Source organism: Spirillospora sp. CA-294931 (assembly GCF_050946795.1).
Lineage (GTDB): Bacteria > Actinomycetota > Actinomycetes > Streptosporangiales > Streptosporangiaceae > Spirillospora.
In genome coordinates, this window is record NZ_CP192006.1 from 3961262 (window position 1) to 3981498 (window position 20237).

The following is a 20237-nucleotide window of genomic DNA, read 5'->3' on the forward strand; positions in this document are numbered from 1 at the left end:
CCTTTCGTCAGTCGTCCGAGGCTACCCGGCCCCCGGCGATCACCGCGGCGATCCCCTCGGCCGTGGTCACCAGGCGCTGGTACTCCGGCCGCCGCAGCTCGCCGCCCATGAACGCGCGCGGGTTGCGGTGCACGGCGGGGCTCGGCGCCTCGCTCAGCGCCGCGAAGTGCACCTCGCGGACCGCCGTCTCCGCCACGATCCGGGCCAGGTTGCGCCCGGTGATCCCGCCGCCGGGCATCACCGCGATCCGGTCGCCCGCGCGCCAGACCAGCTCGGCGATGAGCGGCGCGCCCTCCAGCGCGCTGGACTCCTGCCCCGAGGTGAGCACCCGGTCCACGCCGAGCTCGATCAGCGCGTCCAGCGCCGCGAACGGGTCGGCGGTCATGTCGAAGGCCCGGTGGAAGGTGACGGGCAGGTCGCCGGCCGCGTCCATCAGCCGCCGGGTCACCTCGCGGTCGACGGCGCCCTCGGCGGTCAGCGCGCCGATCACCACGCCGTGCGCACCGGCCTCGCGGACGGCGGCCACGTCGTGCTCCATCGCCGCGACCTCGTGCCGGTCGAAGACGAAGTCGCCGCCGCGCGGACGGATGATCACGTGCACCCGGATCGAGGACACGGCGGCGAGCGTGGCCCGCACCATCCCCGCGCTCGGGGTCAGCCCGCCGTCGAACAGCGCGGCGCACAACTCCACGCGGTGCGCGCCCGCCCGCTCGGCGGCGATCGCGCCCTCGGTGCCGTCGATGCAGATCTCGTAGGTCAGGTTCACTTACTTCCCTTCGGTGGTGCGGACCTCGCCGACCCGGCGCCCGCCGCCCAGGACGGGCACGGCGGCCAGCGGCGCGGCCGCCGCGACGTCCGCGCCGAGCGCGGCCAGGGCGCGCAGCGCGATGGCGGTGGTGGCGCGGGGGCCGCCGTCGATGACCTTCACCGCGACGGCGTGGCCCTCGGCGGTGGCCGCGACGAACACGCCCTCGGCGCCGCCCTTGGCGATGGAGCCGGGCAGGGCCCGCATGAACTCGGTGTTGAGGTGGCCGGTGCCGCCGACGTACTCGGGGTGCGCCCGCATGGCGTCGGCGACGGCGCGGGCCGGGCCGTCGCCGGCCACGACGAGTGATCTGGTCGCGCGGGCCAGCCCGGCGAGCGTGAGGCCGAACAGCGGGGCGCCGCAGCCGTCGACGGCCACCGGCCCCGGGTCCTCGCCCGCGCCGTCCGCCAGTGCCCGGCGCACCCGCTCCTGGATCGGATGGCCGGGATCCAGATAGGAGTCCGTCGGCCACCCGTTCGCGACGCAGGCGGCGAGCATCGCGGCGTGCTTGCCCGAGCAGTTCATCCGCTCGCGCGACTCGCCCTCGCCCGCCCGGATCAGCGAGATCCACGTGGCCTCGTCCTCCGGGCGGCTCGGCGGGCAGCGCAGCGCGCCGTGCCCGAGCCCGGCGCCGGACAGGACGGCGTCCACGGCCTTGACGTGGAAGTCCTCGCCCGTGTGGCTGCCCGCGGCGATGGCCAGCAGCTCCCCGGACAGGGGCGCTCCCGCCGCCAGGCACGCCAGCGCCTGGAACGGCTTGGTCGTCGAGCGCGGCAGCACCGTGGCGTGCGCGTCGCCGCGGACGTGGGCGAGGGTTCCGTCAGGCGCGAGCCCCGCCACGCTCCCGTAGTGAAGGCTTTCGGCGAAGCCGTTGCGCACGACCTCGGCCAGCACCTCGTGCATTGCGTTCCTCCAGCGTCCGGGCCGCCTTGGACAGCGCCGCGTTGATCACCAGGTAGACGAGCGCGACCACCAGGTAGGTCTGGATGAGCAGATGGTTGTAGTTCGCCAGCACCTTGCCGCTGTAGAGCAGCTCGGAGTAGCTGACCACGAAGCCGAGCGAGGTGTCCTTGAGCAGCCCCGCCGACTGGCTGACCAGCGAGGGCAGCACCCGCCGCGCCGCCTGCGGCAGGACGATCATCCGCATCGCCCGGCCCCGGGTGAGCCCGACCGCCAGCCCCGCCTCCAGCTGGCCCCGCTCGACCGAGCGGATCCCGGCCCGGAACACCTCGGCGAACGCGGCCGCGTTGGACACCGACAGCGGCACCACGAGCTTCCAGAACAACGGCAGGTCGAGCCCGTACTTGGGCAGCGCGAACAGGACGATGTAGACCAGCAGCAGCGCCGGGATCGTCCGCACGACCTCGACATAGGCGGCCGACGGCAGCCGGATCCAGCGGTGCGGCGAGAGCCGTCCCAGCGCGAGCACGATGCCGGCCGCCATCGACAGCGCGATCGACACGACCGCCGCCTCGGCGGTGGCGCGCAGGCCGTCCAGCAGGTACCGCCACATCGGCCAGGTGCCGAAGGGGCGCCAGCGCTCGGCGGCGAGCTGCCCGTTGTCGGCGAACTGGCGCAGCGCCAGCGCGACCAGCGCGAGCCCGGCCACGACCGACAGCGCGGTGGCGATCCTGATCCGCCGCCGGGCGCGCGGGCCGGGCGCGTCGAACAGGACGCGGGAGCCTCCGCTCATCGCAGGATCGCCGTCCTCCGCTCCAGCAGGCCCGTGACCAGCCCGGCTCCCGACGCGAGCACCATGTAGACCAGGCCCGCCGTCACGAAGATCCAGATCGGCTGCGCCTCGGCCAGGTTGACCCGGTTGGCCGTGGCCGTCAGCTCGACCACGCCCACCGCGGCGGCCAGCGCCGTGTTCATGATCGTCATGATCGCGATGTTGCCGAGCGGCTGGACGACCGTCCGCAGCGCCTGCGGAAGGATCACGTGCCGCAGCGACTGCGTGAAGGTCAGCCCGATCGCCCGCGCCGCCTCCGCCTGCCCGACCGAGACCGCGTTGATGCCGGAGCGGACCGCCTCGGCCATGTACGCGCCCTGGTAGAGCGAGATCACGATCACGGCCGTGGTGAACAGCCCCGCCATCACGCCGATCTCCGGCAGCCCGAAGACGGCCAGCACCAGCCAGACCAGCAGCGGGACGTTCTGCAGGGTCTCGACGTAGGCGGTGCCCGCCGCGCGCAGGACCGCGACGGGGCTGACCCGCATCGCGGCCACCACGACCCCGGCGACCAGGGCGCCGGCCAGGGAGAGCAGCGTCAGCTGGAGCGTGGTCAGCAGCCCGTCGCCGAACTCCGAGAGATGGCGGGTGACGGCGTCCATCTCACTCGGATCCGGGTGCCGAGCCGATGGCGGGCGGCGCGGGCGCCTCGCCCTGCACCACGGTGCCGATGGAGTTCTTCCAGACCTTGCTCCACAGCCCGGACGCCTGGATGTTCTTCAGCCAGTCGTTGACGAACGCCTTCATCTGCGCGTCGCCGTGCTTGAGCCCGATGCCGTAGGGGTCGGTGGTGAACGGCTGCCCCTGGATCTGGACGGAGGGGTCCTGCTTGGCGGTCGCCAGCAGGAGGGCCTGGTCCTGCACGTACGCCTGGCCGCGTCCCTGCTTGAGCGCCTGCACGCACTCGGGGTCGCTGCCGAACGTCACGATCTTGGCGTCCGGCGCGGCCTTCTTGATGGCGGGGATCGCGGGGGTGTTGGCGCCCGCGATGACGGTCTTGCCCTTGAGGTCCTCGGGCTTGGCGATGCCGCTCTCGCCCTTCTTGGTCGCGATGACCAGGCCGGAGCTGTAGTAGGGCCCGGCGAACGCCACCTGCTTCGCGCGCTCGGGCGTGATCGTGTAGGTCTGGAACACCACGTCGACGGTGCCGTTGGCCAGCAGCGCCTCGCGGGTCTCGGACGCCGAGTTGACGATCTTCACCTTGGGCGCGCCGATGATGTACTTGGCCAGCAGCCGCCCGAAGTCGGCGTCCAGCCCCTCGACCTCCTTGGTCGCGGGGTTCTGCTGGGAGAGCAGCGGGGCGTCCAGCGACCCGCCGACCCGCAGCACACCGCGCTTCTTGATCTTCTCCATGGTCGAGCCCGCGGGGAGCGTGGCCGCCGTCGGGGCGGAGGCCGTCAGGTCCTGCTTCTTGGCCCCGCCCGCGCCCGGCACCGCCGAGGAGGCGTCGTCGCCTCCGGAACAGCCCGCGAGCGCGGTCATCGACAGCACGGCCACGGCCGCGGCCGTCGTCAGGGTACGCACCATGATCACCAACCTTTCCCACACCTTCGACCCAACTTTGTTCGATATCGAAGGTAGTGAGGAAGATAAAGCCCGAAATCGGATTAAGTCAATGACTTGCCGTATCAAGTACCCCGTGCTACTCATCTTGGGTGCGCATCACCAGAGACGATCGACCGGCCGGGCTGATCCGGCTCGTGGCGACCGGGCAGGCCGAGTCGCGGGCCGAGCTGGCCCGGCTGTCGGGCCTGGCCCCGTCCAGCGTCTCGCTCCGGGTCGAGCAGCTCATCGAGGCCGGGCTGTTCGCCGAGGAGGGCGCGGGCGCGTCCCGGGGCGGGCGCCGCCCACGCCGCCTGCGCCTCAGCCGCGAAGCGGGCGTCTTCCTGGTCGCCGACCTCGGCGCCCACCACGCCCGCCTGGCCGTGGTCGACCTCGCGGGCACCCAGCTGGCGCTGTCCGAGCTCGCCTACGACATCGCCGTCGGCCCGGAGGCCACGCTGAAGTCGGTCATCGACCACCTGCGCGCGCTCGCCCGCGACGCCGGAGTCGGCGACGTACAGGCGCGCGGCATCGGGCTGGGGCTGCCAGGCCCGGTCGACCCCGCCACCGGGCAGGTCGTCTCGCCCTCACGGATGCCGGGCTGGAACGACTTCCCGGTGCGCGACTACGTCACCGAGCAGTCGGGCATCCCCACCCTGGTCGAGAACGACGCCAACCTCATGGCCGTCGGGGAGCACCGCGACGCCTGGCCCGGGCTCGACAACCTCATGGTCATCAAGCTCGGCACCGGCATCGGCTGCGGGATCATCGCCGACGGGCGGCTGCACCGAGGGCGGGGAGCCGCGGGCGACATCAGCCATGTCCGGATCCTGTCGGAGGCCACGGTCGCGTGCTCGTGCGGCCACCCCGACTGCCTGGAGGCCCACGCCAGCGGCGCCGCGCTCGCCGCCGCCCTGGCCGCCGAGGGCATCGCGGTCGACCGCCCGTCGCAGATCGTCGAGCTGGTCGCCGACGGCGTCCCGCAGGCCACCGCGCTGGTCCGCACGGCCGGACGCCTCATCGGCGACGTGCTCACCGCGCTGGTCAACTTCTTCAACCCCGACGCGCTGGTGATCGGCGGGGGGCTGTCGACGGCCGAGCCCCTGGTGTCGACCATCCGCGGCGTGATCTACGAGCGCTGCCTGCCGCTGGCCACCCGGAACCTGGAGATCTCCACCTCCCGCGCGGGCCGCGACGCCAGCATCCTCGGCGCCGGGCAGCTGCTGCTCGACCACCCGCTGCTGGACGAATGGATCGTCTCGGCCCTGGAGACCCGCTAGGACTCCTCCAGCAGCTCCAGGTCGTCCTTGACGATCGTGGCGGAGACCAGCAACTCGGTGATCAGGTTGTGGTTGAGGGTGTTGCCCAGCGGCGGCGGGATCTCCTCCTCGCGCAGCCCGGCCACGTGCTCTCGCGCGAGCCGCTCGCGCACCTTGGTGACGATGTGGGCCGCCCTCTTGGCCGTCCAGCCCTCGCCCGGCCGCAGGTGCGCGAGCTCCTGGCCGACCTGCGCCCAGGTCAGCGGTTGCGGCTGCGGCTCCTGCCGCAGATAGCGGCGGCTCAGGCAGACCAGCACCAGGTGCTCGTCGTCGCTGAGCTGCCACCCGTCCGGGTTGCGCGTGGTCACCTCGTGCTGCGCCGTCCCGCCCGCCGTCGCCCCCGCCGCGATCCGCACCTCCAGCAGGTGCTCGCGCTTGGGCGCCACGATGAACAGCGGCGTGTACGCCACCGGAAGCTCCGCGCGGTCGCCGCCCAGGACCAGCCGCGAGCCGGGGAACCGGATCGCCAGCTTGCCGACGTTGTGCAGGACCCAGCGCGAGTCCTCGCGGGTGATGTACCCGTGCCGCCTGCTGACGTGCGGGTCGTCGGCCCCGACGCACACGTGCACCTCCGGCTCGCAGCGCCCGAAGACCAGGTCGAAGCGGATGTCGGGCGCGACGCTCATCCCGCCGTTGGCCCCGAGGACGAACAGCGTGTTCGCCCGCGCGGGCGGCAGGCCGTGCGCCAGGCTCCCCACCGACTTGGGCAGGATGTCGACCTTGCTCAGCCGCCCCGGCATGTTCAGCGTCATGTCACGTCCTTTCCGCCGCCTCCGACGTAGATTAGATGCCCATTCGGGGGAGGGGTCCCGAGCCGTCAGTTCCGGCCGTTGGTGCCGCCCCGCCCACCGGCCGGGCCCGCCGCGAAGTTGCCTCCCGTGGCGGTCTCGAAGCCGTCCACCAGCAGCCGCCACGACACGCTGCCCCGCGTGTGCCGGTAGTCGATCTTCCACGCGCTCACCCGCGGCTCGGGCGGCGCCGGGACGCTCACCCGCCACGGCAGCCGCACGTTCTTCAGGGTGACCGACCTGCCGTCCACGCTGTAGGTCAGCGTGGGAAGCCGGGCCGTCCCGCTGACGTAGAACTCGAACGTCCGCGACGTCACCCGGGGCGAGGGCGTGGACGGCGCGGCGGTCGGGGACGGCGGAGCGACCGGCTTCTCCTCTCCGCTCATCGACCACAGCGCCACCGGGACGCCGATCGCCGCCGCCGCGCCCACCGCGAGCACCACGCGCGGCCCGCGGCTCCGCACCGCGCCGGGGGAGCCCGGCACCGGCGGGTTCTCGGCCTCCCGTTCGCGCCGGACGATCTCCGCCGCGATGAGGGGCGGGGGCCAGAGCCCGTCCGCGCGCGGGACGAGCCGCGCGGCGAGCGCGGCCGCCGTCGGCCTGCGGGACGGGTCGCGCTCGGTGCACGCGGCGACCAGCTCGCGCAGGCCCGGGTCGGCGATGGCGTCCAGCCGGGGGCGCTCGCGCTGGACGCGGAACATGATCGCGTGCCAGGGTCCGTCGCCGAACGGCTCGGAGCCGGTGCACGCGTACGCCAGCGTCGTGCCGAGCGAGAAGACGTCGCTGGGCGGCCCGACCGGCCCGCCCGCGACCTGCTCGGGCGACATGAACCCCGGCGAGCCCGCGGCGCGGGCACCGGTGTGCGAGAGCGTGGTGCCCTCCAGCGCGCGGGCGATCCCGAAGTCGATGACGCGCGGCCCGTCGGCGGCCATCAGCACGTTGGCGGGCTTGAGATCGCGATGCACCACGCCCGCGGCGTGCAACGACACCAGCGCCTCGGCCGTCCCGGCGGCCAGCGTCCACACCGACTCGACGGGCAGCGGGCCGAACTCGCCGACGGCCTCGGCCACCGACACCGCCGGGACGAACTCGGTCGCGAGCCACGGGATCGCCGCCTCGGTGCCCGCCTCCACCACCGGCGCGGTGAACCCGCCCCCGACCGAGCGCGCGATCGTCGCCTCGCGCCGGAACCGCACGCGGAACTCGGGATCGTCGGCCAGTTCGGGGTGGACCATCTTCAGCGCGACCGCCCGGCCTCCGGCCGTCCGCGCGAAGTACACCACGCCCATGCCGCCCGACCCCAGCCGCGCCAGCACCCGGTATCCCTCGACCCGCCGGGGGTCGCCAGGGTCAAGGGGCCGCATGCGGGGGCTCGCTCAGGGCGTGGACGCTGCCATCGCGGGTTCCGAGGAAGACCAGGCCCGCGGCGCTCACGGGGCCGGAACGCAGGGTGGCCTCGGCGGCATAGACCCAGCGGGTGCGGCCGGTGGACGCGTCCAGGGCGTAGACATGGCGGTCGGTGCAGGAGACATGAAGCGTTCCGCCGTGCAGGCCGAGCGTGCTCGACCGGCCGTAGGAGGCGCCCTCGCCGTTGCCCAGGCGGCGCGACCAGACCGTCCGGCCCGTCGCGGTCTCGCAGGCCAGGACGGTGCCGTCGGCCGAGGAGGTGTAGAGCACCCCGTCGCCGATCTGGAGAAAGAAGGAGCTGCCCCCGTCCGGTCTGCGCCAGGCCGGACGGCCCGTGTCGGCGCGGACGGCGTGCAGCACGCCGGAGCTGTCGGAGGTGAAGACCATCCCGTGTCCGATGTGCGCCGTGCCGGCGTCGTGGACCTTGTAGGTCCAGCGGGTCCTGCCGGTGCGGGCGTCCAAGCCGACCAGCGCGGCGTTGAGGGCCACCACCAGGTCGCCGTCGACGGCGAGGCCGTTCTCGGGGCTGATGTCGGCGGTCCATCGGGTGGCGCCGTCGTCCATGTCGACGGCCACCACCTTCGTATACCCGTAGAAGGCCGTCGAGCCGCTGACCACGGGACCGCTCACGGGGGTCTCGCCCGGACCAGTGGACTTGGTCCAGAGTGTCCGGTTCGTGGCCGCGCGGACGGCCGTCAGCCGCCCGCTGACGGGCGCGGTCACGAACACCACGTCGCCCGCCGCCGACACGGGGAGCGAGTCGGCCTCGCGCTCCCAGCGGACGCGGCCGGTCCGCGCGTCGAGGGCGTGGACGGCCCGCTCAGTCTTCGCGAGCACCGTGGCGCCCGCCACGGTCAGGTCGGGGTAATAGCCGCTCACCTTCCGCTTCCAGCGCAGCACGGGGCGCGGCGTCGGCGCCGGGCCCGACGGGCGGGTCTTCGCGGCGGTGCGCGGGCGCGGGTCGTCGCGCGGCCAGAGCAACGCGCCCCCCGCGCTCACCGCGAGGACGCCCGCACCGGCCCCGGCGATCAGCGTCCGGCGGTCGATCGCCGGTGCGGCCTCCGGGTCGGCCGTCGGGAGATCGGCGGCGGGCGCCGCCACCCGCGGCGCCGCCGCTGCCGGGACGGAACGGGCCGCCTCCGCCGCGCGCCGGTCGATCGCCTCCGCGACCGGGGCGGGAAGCCAGCGGGTGCCCTGCAACGAGGAGTCCTCGCGGGGCCCGAGCATCTCCAGCACCTCGCCCGCGGACGGGCGGCGCTCCGGCTCGCGCCGCAGGCACGCGGCGATGACCTCGGCCAGCAGGGGCTCGGTGACACCGTCGAGGTCCGCCTGGACGGTCATGACCCGGTACTGGCGCGACCGGATCGAGCCCGTGCCGAACGGCTCGGATCCGGTCGCGGCGTACGCGAGCACCGCGCCGAGGGTGAAGACGTCGCCGGGCGGGCCGACGGCCTCGCCCGCCACCTGTTCGGGGGCCATGAACCCGGGGGTGCCGACCACCGCGCCCGGACGGGTGATCGCGGTCGCCTCCTCCGGCCGCGCGATCCCGAAGTCGATCACCCGGGGCCCGCCCGCGGTGAGCAGCACGTTCTCGGGCTTGAGGTCGCGGTGCACGACGCCCGCGCCGTGGATGGCGGCCAGCGCCTCGGCCAGGCCCGCCGCCAGGGCGCGCACGGCGTCCGGCGGCATGGCGCCGTGGGCCGCGACGGCGGCGCGCAGCGAGAGCCCGGGCAGGTAGGCGGTGGCGAGCCAGGGCGCGGGCGCGTCGGGGTCGGCGTCCAGGACCGGCGCGGTGAAGGTTCCGGCCACCCTGCGGGCGGCGCCGACCTCGCGCCCGAACCGCGCGCGGTAGCGCGGGTCGTCGACGAACCTGCTGCGGATGACCTTGACCGCGACCGTCCGGCCGCCGCGCGAGCGCCCGAGGTACACCACGCCCATGCCGCCCGCGCCCAGCCGCGCCAGCAGACGGTAGGGGCCGGCCTCGGGCGGGTCGTCGGGGAGCAGGGGGTCCACGGTGAAGGAGACTAGAAGGTCCGGTGCCGCGGGGCGAGCGCTCGCCGGGCCGAATATGTCGCCACCCGAGACTTCGCGCGTTACAGTGCCGCGCATGACAGGAAGCGTGGAGCCGGATCGTCCCGAACTGCGCGCGTCGCACCAGGAGCGGGACCAGGTCGTGGAGCGGCTCAGGGTCGCGGCGGGCGACGGCAGGCTCGCGCCCGAGGAACTCGACGAGCGGCTGGAGATCGCGCTCACGGCGCGCACGCAGGGCGAGCTGGAGGCCCTGCTGCGCGATCTGCCGGACGTCCCCTCGTCGGCGCCCGCGTCCAAGGACCTCGTCCGGCTGGAAGCGCGGGGCAGCCATCTGGAACGCACCGGTTCGTGGGCCGTGCCGCGACGGCTGGAGGCCGAGGTCCGGCACGGCAACGCGGTGATCGACCTGACCGAGGCCGTCGTGAGCCACCCGGTCCTGGAGCTGGACGTCGCGGTCGAGCACGGCAACCTGCAGCTGATCGTGCCTCCCGAGGTCGAGGTGGACGTCGACGACGTCGCCGCGCACAACGGCGTGGTCAGCCGCAGGGACCGCCGGGTCCCCGGGACGACGGTGAGCCTGCGGGTCTCGGTCTCGGGAACCGTGAGCCACGGGGCCGTCCTCATCCGGGGGCCGCGCCGGCGCCTCGTCGACCGGCTGCTGCGGCGCCCGTAGGTCATCGCGAAGGCCGTCCGCCGCTTTCCGCAGGCATATAGTTGACATCAACTAGTTGAGGTCGAATAGTGGCCTCATGGACAAACGGCGCAAGGTGGGCAACCCGCTGGCCCTGGCGGTGCTGGCCTGGCTGATGCTCGAACCGATGCACCCCTACGAGCTGGGGCGGCGCCTGGAGGAGAGCGAGCAGGATCGCACCGTCAACTACAGCCGGAGCTCCCTCTACATGGTGGTCAAGCAGCTTCTGAAGGCGGGCTTCATCGCCGAGCGCGAGACCGTGCGCGACACCCAGCGGCCCGAGCGCACCGTGTACGCGATCACCGCCGAGGGGCGCGCCGAGCTCTACGACTGGCTGCGCGAGCTGGTCGCCCGGCCGAGGGAGGAGTACCCGCACTTCGGGGTCGCCCTCTCGCTGCTGAGCGTCCTGCCGCCCGGCGAGGCGGTCGAGCTGCTCGGGCGCCGCCTGGACGCGCTGGCCGACCGGTCGGCCGAGACCCGCGACCGCGTCGCCGCCGCCACCGGCCAGGGGGTCGCGTGGATCTTCCTCGTGGAGGAGGAGTACCGGCTCACCCTGCTGGACGCCGAGCACCGGTTCGTCACCGGCCTGATCGAAAAGCTGGAGCACCCCGACTACATCCGGACCTGGAACGAGACCTTCGGGAGCCGAACATGACGGCAGCACGGACGGCACTGGTCATCGGCGGCGGGATCGCGGGCCCCGTGACCGCGATGGCGCTGCGCAAGGCGGGCATCGAGGCGGAGGTGTACGAGTCCTACGCGGGCCCGGCCGACGGCGTGGGCGTCACGCTCACGATCGCGCCCAACGGGCTCGCCGCGCTGGACGCCATCGGCGCCGGTGACGCCGTCCGGGCGATCGGCCAGCCCATGAACCGCACCGTCATGCACGACGGCACCGGCGGGACGCTCGGCGCGTTCCCCGGTCTGGAAGACCTGCCCCCGAGCCTGGCCCTGTGGCGCGACGAGCTGTGCCGGGCGCTGCACGAGAGAGCGCGGGAGCGGGGCGTCCGCGTCCACCACGGAAAGCGGCTGGTCGCGGCGGACGAGGGGGACGGCGGCGTGACCGCCCGGTTCGCCGACGGAACGACCGCCGAGGCGGACGTGCTGGTGGGCGCCGACGGGATCCGCTCCACGGTCCGCGGGCTGATCGACCCCGCCGCGCCCGGTCCGGACGCCTCCCGGCTGCTGAACTTCGGCGCCGCGGCCGCCGTCGCCGTCCCGGCCGAGCCCGACGCGATGTACTTCGTGTTCGGCAGGCGGGCCTTCTTCGGCTACTGGGTCCAGCCCGACGGGCGCACCGCGTGGTTCGCCAACGTGCCGCACGACCGGGCGATGACGGCGGCCGAGGCCCGCGAGGTGCCCAACGACGAGTGGATGCGGCGCCTGCGCGCGCTCTATGCCGACGACACCCCGGGACGCCAGATCCTGGATCACACCGCCGCAGACGATCTGGTGGTGCTCGGCTCGATGGAGAGCATGCCGAAGGTGCCCACCTGGCACCGCGGCCGGATGGTCCTGGTGGGCGACGCCGCGCACGCGCCCTCGTCGAGTTCCGGGCAGGGCGCGTCGATGGCGATCGAGAGCGCGGTCCAGCTCGCCCGCTGCCTGCGCGACGCCGCCGATGTGGACGCCGCGTTCGCCGCCTACCAGGGCCTGCGGCGCGAGCGCGTGGAGCGGGTCATCGACCGGGGCGCCAAGACCAACAACAGCAAGACGCTCGGCGCCGTCGCCCGGACGATGATGAGGCTGATGATGCCGCTCATGCTGAGGACGTTCCTCAACCCCGAGAGGACGCTCGGCCCCGAGCAGCGCTACCGGATCGACTGGGACGCCCCGGCCGTCTAAGCCGGCCTGGACACGACCCCGTGCCGACAATGTCGAACGGCGCGGGTTACCAGCGCCGGGCGCCGAGGTCGCGGGAGACGGCGCGCGCGGCGTCGCGGACGGCGGCCACCAGGTCGGTCCTGGGGCGGCCCTCGCCGTCGCACACGCGCTCGATGGCCCCGGAGATCCCGATGGCGCCGACCACGACCGTCCGGTCGTCGCGGATCGGTGCCGCGACCGACGCCTCGCCCTCGATGAGCTCCTCGACGTCGGCGGCCCAGCCGCGCGCCTTCACCAGGTCGAGGTCGGCGGCCAGCTCCTCCTTGGAGGCGATGGTGCGGCGCGTGTAGGACTTGGTGTCGAGGTCGGCCATCAGCGCGTCGGCCTGGAGGTCGAAGGCCAGCAGCACCTTGCCCAGCGCGCTGGCGTGGACGGGCAGCAGCCCGCCCACGTCGAGCGTCTGGAGGCTGTCGTCGGGCCGGAAGACATGGTGGACGACCAGCACCTGGCCCTCGTGCAGCGAGCCGATCCGCACGCTCTCGCGCGCGCGTGAGGCCAGCGAGTCGGCCCAGTTGAGCGCCCGAGTGCGCAGCTCGTTGACGTCGAGGTAGCTGTTGCCCAGGTGCAGCAGCGTGGCGCCCAGCCGGTACTTGCCGCCCGTGCGCTCCTGCTCGACGAAGCCGACGTGCTGGAGCGTCTGGAGGATGCCGTGGACGGTGGCCTTGGGCAGTCGCAGGGCCTCGGCGAGCTCCACGACCCCGAGCTGGCGGGGCCCGGAGGCCAGCAGGCGCAGGATCGCCGCGGCCCGCTCGACCGACTGGATTCTCCCTGGCATCCCCTCAGCCTAGCGTGTACATTGTTCGACATTGTCATACTCAATTCAAAAGCCGGAGGTGCCAGTGAGGACGGGAGAGCTGTCCCCCGACGCGCGCACTCGCGCGCTGCGCGGTCTCGGGTCGGGCGAGGAGATCGACGTCCTGGTCGTCGGCGGGGGCGTGGTCGGCGCCGGAGCCGCGCTGGACGCCGCGACGCGCGGGCTGAGCGTCGGGCTGGTCGAGGCCAGGGACTGGGCGGCCGGCACCTCCAGCCGGGCCAGCAAGCTCATCCACGGCGGCCTGCGCTACCTGGAGATGCTCGACTTCGGCCTCGTCCACGAGGCGCTGCGCGAACGCGGGCTGATGGTCCAGCGCCTCGCGCCCCACCTCGTCCGGCCGGTGCCGTTCCTGTATCCGCTGAGCCACCGGGTGTGGGAGCGCCCGTATGTCGGCGCTGGGGTGCTTCTCTACGACACGATGAGCGCGTCCGGCCGTCTCTCCCGGGGGCTGCCCCACCACCGCCACCTCACCAAGAAGCGCGCGCTCCGCGTCGCCCCCGGTCTCAGCCCGGACTCGCTGGTCGGGGCCGTCCAGTACTGGGACGCCCAGGTCGACGACGCCCGCCACACGATGTCGCTGGTGCGCACGGCGGCGTCCTACGGCGCCCAGGTCGCCAACCGCGCCGAGGTCGTCGGCTACCTGCGCGACGGCGAGCGCGTCACCGGCGCCGTGGTGCTCGACCGCGAGAGCGGCACCGAGATCGAGGTCAGGGCGCGCCAGGTCATCTCCGCCACCGGCGTGTGGACCGACGAGACGCAGGCGCTGGCCGAGGCGAGCAGCGTCCGCGTCCGCGCCTCCAAGGGCGTGCACCTGCTCGTCCCGCGCGACCGCATCGACTCCACCAGCGGGCTGATCCTGCGCACCGAGAAGAGCGTGCTGTTCGTCATCCCGTGGGGCCGGCACTGGATCGTCGGCACGACCGACACCGACTGGGACCTGGACAAGGAGCACCCCACCGCCACGGCCGCCGACATCGACTACCTGCTCGACCACGCCAACCGCGTGCTGGCCGACCCGCTCACCAAGGACGACATCGAGGGCGTCTACGCGGGCCTGCGCCCGCTGCTGTCGGGCGCCACCGACGAGACGGCCAAGCTGTCGCGCGAGCATCTGGTCGGCGCGCCCGTCCCCGGCCTGGTCGTCATCGCGGGCGGCAAGTACACCACCTACCGCGTGATGGCCAAGGACGCCGTCGACGAGGCGGTCCGGGGCCTCGACGGCGACGTGCCCGGGTCGGTGACCGAGGACGTCCCGCTGGCCGGGGCCGACGGGTTCCGGGCGATGTGGAACCGGCGCGGCGCGCTGGCCCGCGAGTCGGGCCTCCCCGTCCGCCGCGTCGAGCAGCTGCTGCGACGGTACGGGACGCTGGTGGACCAGGTGCTGGCGCTGGTCGCCGAGGACCCCTCGCTGGCCGAGCCGCTGCCCAGCAGCGACGCCTACATGCGGGCCGAGGTCGTGTACGCCGCCACCCATGAGGGTGCGCGCGACGTCCAGGACGTGCTCGCGCGGCGCACCCGGGTCTCGATCGAGTCCCGGGACCGGGGGAGCGACTCGGCCGAGATCACCGCCGCGCTGCTGAGCCCGGTGCTCGGATGGGACGCCGACCGGGCCGCCCGCGAGGCCGCGCTCTACGTCGAGCAGGTCGGCGTCGAGCGGCGGGCGCAGGAGCTGCCCGACGACCGGGCGGCGGCCGACGCCCGCCTCGGCACGCAGAAGATCGCCTAGAGCGCCCGGGGGCCGTGCCGAGCACGGCCCCCGGGAGTCGCTCACCGGGTGGACGGCCTGATCCAGTCGAAGGTCCGCTCCACGGCCCGCTGCCAGTTGTCGTACTCCGACGCGCGGTGGCCGGGGTCCATCGCGGGCTGCCACTGCGCGGCGCGGTGCCAGTTGCGCCGCAGCCCTTCGAGGTCGGGCCAGTAGCCGACCGCCAGGCCCGCCGCGTAGGCCGCGCCCAGCGACACGGTCTCGGCCGCCATCGGCCGCACCACCGGGACGTCCAGCACGTCGGAGATGAACTGCATCAGCAGGTTGTCGGCGGTCATGCCGCCGTCCACCTTCAGGGCCTTGAGCGCCAGACCGGAGTCGGCGTTCATGGCGTCGACGACCTCGCGGGTCTGCCATCCCGTCGCCTCCAGCACCGCGCGGGCCAGATGGCCCTTGGTGATGTAGGAGGTGAGGCCGACGATGATGCCGCGCGCCTCGCTGCGCCAGTGCGGCGCGAACAGCCCGGAGAACGCCGGGACGATGTAGCAGCCGCCGTTGTCGTCGACCGTGCGGGCCAGCGTCTCGATCTCCGGGGCGCTGCCGATGATGCCGAGCCCGTCGCGGAACCACTGCACCAGCGAGCCCGTCACCGCGATGGAGCCCTCCAGCGCGTACACCGCGGGCTCGTCGCCGATCTTGTAGCCGACGGTGGTGAGCAGGCCGTGCGTAGAGCGGACCGGCTCGGTGCCGGTGTTCAGCAGCAGGAAGCTGCCGGTGCCGTAGGTGCACTTGGCCTCGCCGGGGGAGAAGCACGTCTGCCCGAACAGCGCCGCCTGCTGGTCGCCGAGCGCCGCCGCGATCCGGACGCCCGGCAGGACCCGCGTCGCCGTCCCGTAGACCGCCGTGGACGGCACGATCGCCGGGAGCATGGCGCGCGGGACGCCGAAGAAGGCCAGCAGGTCGTCGTCCCAGTCGAGCGTGGCCAGGTCCATCAGCAGCGTCCGGCTGGCGTTGGTCACGTCGGTGAGGTGGCGGCCGCCGTCGGGGCCGCCGGTCAGGTTCCAGATGAGCCAGCTCTCCATCGTCCCGAACAGCACGTCGCCGCGCTCGGCGCGCTCGCGCAGCTCGGGCATGTCGTCCAGCAGCCACCGGATGCGGGGAGCCGAGAAGTAGGTGGCCAGCGGGATGCCGCAGCGCTCGTCGATGTGCTCGGCCATCGGCTCGCGCGACAGCTCCTCGACCAGGGCGTCGGTGCGGGTGTCCTGCCAGACGATGGCGCGGCCGACGGGCCTGCCGGTGTGCCGGTCCCACAGCAGGGTCGTCTCGCGCTGGTTGGCGATGCCCAGCGCCGCGACCTGGTCGGGGGTCGCGCCCGCCTGGGCCAGCGCTTCGGGGGCGATGCGCTCCAGGTTGCGCCAGATCTCCATGGCGTCGTGCTCGACCCAGCCCGGATGGGGGAAGTGCTGCTTGTGCTCGCACTGGGCGACCGACACGAGCCGGCCGTCGTGGTCGAAGAGGATGCACCGGGTCGACGTCGTGCCCTGGTCGATGGCCATCACGTATCGCTCAGTCATGGTCCCTGCCTCCGCGTGGGCGGACGGGCCTCACCAACGGGAGGCTCCGAGGTCTCGGGAGACCGCGCGCGCGGCGTCGCGCACGTAGGTCACCAGTTGGGGATGGGGCGCGCCCTGGGCGGACAGGAGGCGCTCGACGGCGCCGGACACCCCGATGGCGCCGACGACCAGGCCGCCGTAGCCGCGGATCGGCGCGGCCAGACCGGCCTCGCCGAGCGTGTACTCCTCGATCTCGATCGCCCACCCGGTCTCCCTGACCTTGGACAGGGCGCGGGCGAGCTCCCTCGGCGTGGTGATCGTGCGGCGGCCGTAGGACGTCAGGTCGGCCGTGGCGGCCGCGGTCGCGGCGGCGTCGGAGGCCAGCAGGACCTTGCCCAGGGCCGTGGCGTGCAGCGGCAGCAGCGAGCCGACGTCGAGCGCCTGGAGCGAGTCGTCCGGCCGGAACACGTGATGGACGACCAGCACCTGGCCGTCCAGCAGCGTGCCGATCCGCACCGCCTCGCCGCTGCGGGCGGCCAGCGCGTCGGCCCAGTTGATCGCGCGCGAGCGCAGCTCGTTGACGTCGAGATAGCTGGTGCCCAGGTGCAGCAGCGCGGCGCCCAGCTGGTACTTGCCCGTCGCGGCGTCCTGCTCGACGAAGCCGACCCGCTGGAGCGTGCGCAGGATGCCGTGGGCCGTGCCCCTGGCCAGCCCCAGGGACGCGGCGATCTCGCCGACCCCGAGGCGTCCGGGGCCGCGGGCGAGCAGCCGCAGGATGGCGGCCGCCCTCTCGATCGACTGCACGGGTCCGGGCACGCGACATCCCTACCACTCGAAAGGCACTTCGACAATGTCGGCACCCGGCGCGGGTGGTTCTCGCGCCGTCCTGGGGATACGTCCGTCCTCTGTGAGTGGGAACACACGGCGCACCTTACGGGCAGGGTGCGATGAGCACCACTGTTCGACAATGTCGGCACATGTTCCTTGACCGGGGCGATTCGGGCCCCTACCGTCGCGTGCCAGCCGTGAGGTAGATCACCCCGGTCCTCACGGGACGAGCATCGAGGAGGCTCCGTGGCGGAACGACCCAAGACCCCCGGACTGGCGGCCGAGCTGGCCGCCGAGTTCGCCGGGACGATGATCCTCATCCTGTTCGGCGTCGGCGTGGTGGCGCAGGTCGCGGCGGGAAAGATCGGCGACCATGACAGCATCGCCTGGGCGTGGGGCCTGGGCGTCACGCTCGGCGTCTATGTGGCCGGACGGATCAGCGGGGCCCATCTGAACCCGGCGGTCACCTTCGCGCTCGCCGTCTTCAAGGGATTCTCCTGGCGCAAGGTGCTCCCGTACGCGCTGGCGCAGACGACCGGAGCGTTCGTCGCGGCGCTGATCGTCCGGTGGAACTACACCGAAGTGCTGGCCAAGGTCGATCCCGGCCACACGATCAAGACGCAGGGCGTGTTCTCCACGCTGCCCGGCAACGGCGAGCTCCCGGTGCACACCTGGGGGGCGCTGCGCGACCAGATCATCGGCACCGCGATCCTGCTGTTCCTGATCCTCGCGCTGACCGACCTGCGCAACTCACCGCCGCTGGCCAACCTCACGCCGTTCGTCATCGGCCTGGTCGTGGTCGCGATCGGGATGGCCTGGGGCACCGACGCGGGCTACGCGATCAACCCGGCCCGCGACTTCGGGCCCCGGCTCGCCTCCTTCTTCACCGGGTACGGCGACGCCTTCCACGATCAATACGGCGATCTGTACTTCTGGGTGCCGATCGTCGGGCCGCTGATCGGCGCGCTGGTGGGCGCCGCCCTCTACCAGCTGCTCATCGGCCGCAACCTGCCGGACGAACCCGAGACCGCCCCCGTCCCGGCCGAGCCCACCGCCAAGACCGCCTGAACGTCCCAGCACGCCGAAAGGGAAGGTGACACGCATGGCCGATTTCGTCGGCGCGATCGACCAGGGAACGACCAGCACCCGGTTCATGATCTTCGATCATGGCGGGAACGAGGTGGCGCGGCACCAGCTCGAACACGAGCAGATCCTGCCGCGCGCGGGGTGGGTGGAGCACAACCCCACCGAGATCTGGGAGCGCTCCCGGGCGGTGATCGAGACGGCCATGAACAAGGCGGGCCTGGGCGCCGCCGACCTGGCCGCCGTCGGCATCACCAACCAGCGCGAGACGACGATGGTCTGGAACCGCCGCACGGGACGTCCGTACTACAACGCGATCGTCTGGCAGGACACCCGCACCGACGCCATCGCCGCCGCGCTCGACCGCGACGGGCGCGGCGACGTCATCCGGCGCCGGGCCGGGCTGCCCCCGGCGACCTACTTCTCCGGCGGCAAGATCCAGTGGATCCTGGAGAACGTCGAGGGCGTCCGGGAGGACGCCGAGCGCGGCGACGCGCTGTTCGGCACGGCCGACACGTGGCTGCTGTGGAACCTGACCGGCGGGGTGGACGGGGGCGTGCACGTCACCGACCCGACCAACGCCAGCCGGACGATGCTGATGGACCTGGAGACGCTCGCCTGGGACGACGAGCTGCTGTCGTTCTTCGGCGTTCCCAGGGCCATGCTGCCGGAGGTCCGGCCGTCCTCGACCGCCGAGCCCTACGGCCTGACGCGTGCGAACGGCCCGCTGCGCGGCGAGGTGCCGCTGAGCGGCGTCCTCGGCGACCAGCAGGCGGCGACGGTGGGGCAGGTGTGCTTCGCGCCGGGCGAGGCCAAGAACACCTACGGGACGGGCAACTTCCTGCTGCTCAACACCGGGACCGAGCTCGTCCGCTCCCAGAACGGCCTGCTCACGACCGTCTGCTACCAGTTCGGCGGCGACAAGCCCGTCTACGCGCTGGAGGGCTCGATCGCGGTCACCGGCTCGGCGGTGCAGTGGCTCCGCGACCAGCTCGGCATCATCTCCGGCGCCTCGCAGAGCGAGGCACTGGCCCGCCAGGTGGAGGACAACGGCGGCGTGTACTTCGTCCCCGCGTTCTCGGGGTTGTTCGCGCCGTACTGGCGCAGCGACGCGCGCGGGGCCATCGTCGGCCTGTCGCGCTTCAACACCAACGCCCACCTGGCCCGCGCCACCCTGGAATCGATCTGCTACCAGACGCGCGACGTCGTGGAGGCGATGCGGCAGGACTCGGGCGTCTCCCTGGACGTCCTGCGCGTCGACGGCGGCGTCACCGCCAACGAGCTGTGCATGCAGCTCCAGGCCGACATCCTCGGCGTTCCGGTGTCCAAGCCGGTGGTCGCCGAGACCACCGCGCTGGGCGCGGCGTACGCCGCCGGTCTCGCCGTCGGGTTCTGGCGCGACACCGACGAGCTGCGCACCAACTGGAACGAGGCCAGGCGCTGGCAGCCCGGATGGGACGAAGCCCAGCGCGAGAAGGGCTACAAGGGCTGGAAGAAGGCCGTCACCCGCACGCTCGACTGGGTGGACGTGTAGGAAGCGCTCACTGCCGCGTGTCCGCGGTGGCGTCCGGATGGACGGCATCGCGGACCACGCGCAGGGCGTCCTCCAGCGCGTGGAGCTGGGCCGGTGTCAGCAACCCGGTGAACCAGCGTTCGAGAGTGTCGAGATAGTCGGGGAGCACGTCCGCGAGCCGCTGGGCCCCCTCGGGCGTCAGGACGGCATAGGTGCCGCGGCGGTCCCCGGGGAACGACTCGCGCCTGACCAGGCCCCCGCGTTCCAACCGATCGACCAGCCGGGTGACCCCGCTGGTGGACAGATGGGTCTGCGCGGCCAGATCGCCGAGCCGCAGCCGCCGATCGGGGGAGCGGCTCAGCCGCGTCAGCGCGTTGAGGTCGAGCCCGGACAGGTCGTGCCTCTTCCAGAGGGGCTCCAGCTTGGCGAGCAGCCCTTCGTGCGCCTCGAACAGCAGGCCCGACGCGGTGAGCCGGTCGTCGCCGAAGAGTTCCGGGACATCCATGGTCCGACTCTAGCCGAGATTCGTTGCTGTGCGGATA

General features: G+C 73.2%; 19 protein-coding genes. 7 read left to right on the forward strand and 12 right to left on the reverse strand.

All coding sequences use genetic code 11. The features are described 5' to 3' along the window. Positions 1 to 7 precede the first annotated feature (7 nt). From ACQPY4_RS17680 to ACQPY4_RS17700, 5 genes are read right to left on the reverse strand one after another with little or no spacing between them, the layout of a single operon-like run. Positions 8 to 766 carry a copper homeostasis protein CutC gene (locus ACQPY4_RS17680; protein WP_433337647.1) on the reverse strand — a complete coding sequence of 253 codons (759 nt, stop codon included), beginning with the start codon at positions 764 to 766 and terminating at the stop codon, positions 8 to 10. After that, positions 767 to 1708: an asparaginase gene (locus ACQPY4_RS17685; protein ID WP_433337649.1), complete on the reverse strand. Its 942-nt coding sequence runs from the start codon at positions 1706 to 1708 to the stop codon at positions 767 to 769. Next, positions 1626 to 2498 carry an amino acid ABC transporter permease gene (locus ACQPY4_RS17690; protein ID WP_433337651.1) on the reverse strand — a complete coding sequence of 291 codons (873 nt, stop codon included), beginning with the start codon at positions 2496 to 2498 and terminating at the stop codon, positions 1626 to 1628. The genes ACQPY4_RS17685 and ACQPY4_RS17690 overlap by 83 nt, the downstream gene beginning before the upstream one ends. Next, positions 2495 to 3139 (reverse strand): amino acid ABC transporter permease, encoded by a 645-nt coding sequence (locus ACQPY4_RS17695; protein ID WP_433337653.1) that lies wholly within the window; start codon positions 3137 to 3139, stop codon positions 2495 to 2497. Before ACQPY4_RS17695 ends, ACQPY4_RS17690 begins: the two co-directional genes overlap by 4 nt. A 1-nt stretch (position 3140) precedes the next feature. Further along, positions 3141 to 4064, reverse strand: a complete 924-nt coding sequence (locus ACQPY4_RS17700) for a glutamate ABC transporter substrate-binding protein (RefSeq protein WP_433337655.1) — start codon at positions 4062 to 4064, stop codon at positions 3141 to 3143. A 128-nt stretch (positions 4065 to 4192) separates the two neighbouring features. Between ACQPY4_RS17700 and ACQPY4_RS17705 the strand changes: the two genes are divergently transcribed. After that, positions 4193 to 5359 carry an ROK family protein gene (locus tag ACQPY4_RS17705; RefSeq protein WP_433337657.1) on the forward strand — a complete coding sequence of 389 codons (1167 nt, stop codon included), beginning with the start codon at positions 4193 to 4195 and terminating at the stop codon, positions 5357 to 5359. On the opposite strand, the gene ACQPY4_RS17710 is transcribed toward ACQPY4_RS17705, so the two are convergent. From ACQPY4_RS17710 to ACQPY4_RS17720, 3 genes are all read right to left on the reverse strand, one after another. Beyond that, positions 5356 to 6150, reverse strand: a complete 795-nt coding sequence (locus ACQPY4_RS17710; protein ID WP_433337659.1) for a hypothetical protein — start codon at positions 6148 to 6150, stop codon at positions 5356 to 5358. The genes ACQPY4_RS17705 and ACQPY4_RS17710 overlap by 4 nt on opposite strands. 65 nt (positions 6151 to 6215) lie before the next feature. Beyond that, positions 6216 to 7550: a serine/threonine-protein kinase gene (locus ACQPY4_RS17715; protein ID WP_433337661.1), complete on the reverse strand. Its 1335-nt coding sequence runs from the start codon at positions 7548 to 7550 to the stop codon at positions 6216 to 6218. Next, positions 7537 to 9606: a protein kinase domain-containing protein gene (locus tag ACQPY4_RS17720; protein WP_433337663.1), complete on the reverse strand. Its 2070-nt coding sequence runs from the start codon at positions 9604 to 9606 to the stop codon at positions 7537 to 7539. Before ACQPY4_RS17720 ends, ACQPY4_RS17715 begins: the two co-directional genes overlap by 14 nt. 94 nt (positions 9607 to 9700) lie before the next feature. Here ACQPY4_RS17720 and ACQPY4_RS17725 point away from each other — a divergent pair, with 94 nt between their 5' ends. The 3 genes from ACQPY4_RS17725 (at position 9701) to ACQPY4_RS17735 (ending at position 12160) form a co-directional block, all read left to right on the forward strand. Beyond that, positions 9701 to 10297 (forward strand): DUF1707 SHOCT-like domain-containing protein, encoded by a 597-nt coding sequence (locus tag ACQPY4_RS17725; RefSeq protein ID WP_433337665.1) that lies wholly within the window; start codon positions 9701 to 9703, stop codon positions 10295 to 10297. Positions 10298 to 10373: 76 nt separating this feature from the next. Then, entirely contained in the window at positions 10374 to 10970 is a 597-nt protein-coding gene (locus ACQPY4_RS17730; RefSeq protein ID WP_433337667.1) for a helix-turn-helix transcriptional regulator, read from the forward strand. After that, positions 10967 to 12160, forward strand: coding sequence for an FAD-dependent monooxygenase (locus tag ACQPY4_RS17735; RefSeq protein WP_433337669.1), 1194 nt, complete (start codon positions 10967 to 10969; stop codon positions 12158 to 12160). The genes ACQPY4_RS17730 and ACQPY4_RS17735 overlap by 4 nt, the downstream gene beginning before the upstream one ends. Before the next feature lie 46 nt (positions 12161 to 12206). On the opposite strand, the gene ACQPY4_RS17740 is transcribed toward ACQPY4_RS17735, so the two are convergent. Further along, positions 12207 to 12974: an IclR family transcriptional regulator gene (locus ACQPY4_RS17740; protein WP_433337671.1), complete on the reverse strand. Its 768-nt coding sequence runs from the start codon at positions 12972 to 12974 to the stop codon at positions 12207 to 12209. Between the two features lie 64 nt (positions 12975 to 13038). Here ACQPY4_RS17740 and ACQPY4_RS17745 point away from each other — a divergent pair, with 64 nt between their 5' ends. Further along, positions 13039 to 14739 (forward strand): glycerol-3-phosphate dehydrogenase/oxidase, encoded by a 1701-nt coding sequence (locus ACQPY4_RS17745; RefSeq protein WP_433337673.1) that lies wholly within the window; start codon positions 13039 to 13041, stop codon positions 14737 to 14739. A 41-nt stretch (positions 14740 to 14780) separates the two neighbouring features. Here the strand turns inward: ACQPY4_RS17745 and glpK (ACQPY4_RS17750) are convergent, their stop codons facing one another. Both glpK (ACQPY4_RS17750) and ACQPY4_RS17755 read right to left on the reverse strand, forming a co-directional pair. After that, positions 14781 to 16292, reverse strand: coding sequence for a glycerol kinase GlpK (glpK, locus tag ACQPY4_RS17750; protein WP_433337675.1), 1512 nt, complete (start codon positions 16290 to 16292; stop codon positions 14781 to 14783). 30 nt (positions 16293 to 16322) lie between these two features. After that, positions 16323 to 17087 carry an IclR family transcriptional regulator gene (locus ACQPY4_RS17755; protein ID WP_433337677.1) on the reverse strand — a complete coding sequence of 255 codons (765 nt, stop codon included), beginning with the start codon at positions 17085 to 17087 and terminating at the stop codon, positions 16323 to 16325. A 258-nt stretch (positions 17088 to 17345) separates the two neighbouring features. Here ACQPY4_RS17755 and ACQPY4_RS17760 point away from each other — a divergent pair, with 258 nt between their 5' ends. Together ACQPY4_RS17760 and glpK (ACQPY4_RS17765) are read left to right on the forward strand one after the other, a co-directional pair. After that, a complete protein-coding gene (locus tag ACQPY4_RS17760) occupies positions 17346 to 18167 on the forward strand; it encodes an MIP/aquaporin family protein (RefSeq protein WP_433337679.1) in 822 nt (273 codons plus the stop codon). Between the two features lie 34 nt (positions 18168 to 18201). Continuing rightward, positions 18202 to 19716: a glycerol kinase GlpK gene (glpK, locus tag ACQPY4_RS17765; RefSeq protein WP_433337681.1), complete on the forward strand. Its 1515-nt coding sequence runs from the start codon at positions 18202 to 18204 to the stop codon at positions 19714 to 19716. Between the two features lie 7 nt (positions 19717 to 19723). On the opposite strand, the gene ACQPY4_RS17770 is transcribed toward glpK (ACQPY4_RS17765), so the two are convergent. Beyond that, positions 19724 to 20200 (reverse strand): MarR family winged helix-turn-helix transcriptional regulator, encoded by a 477-nt coding sequence (locus tag ACQPY4_RS17770; RefSeq protein ID WP_433337683.1) that lies wholly within the window; start codon positions 20198 to 20200, stop codon positions 19724 to 19726. Positions 20201 to 20237: the final 37 nt, after the last annotated feature.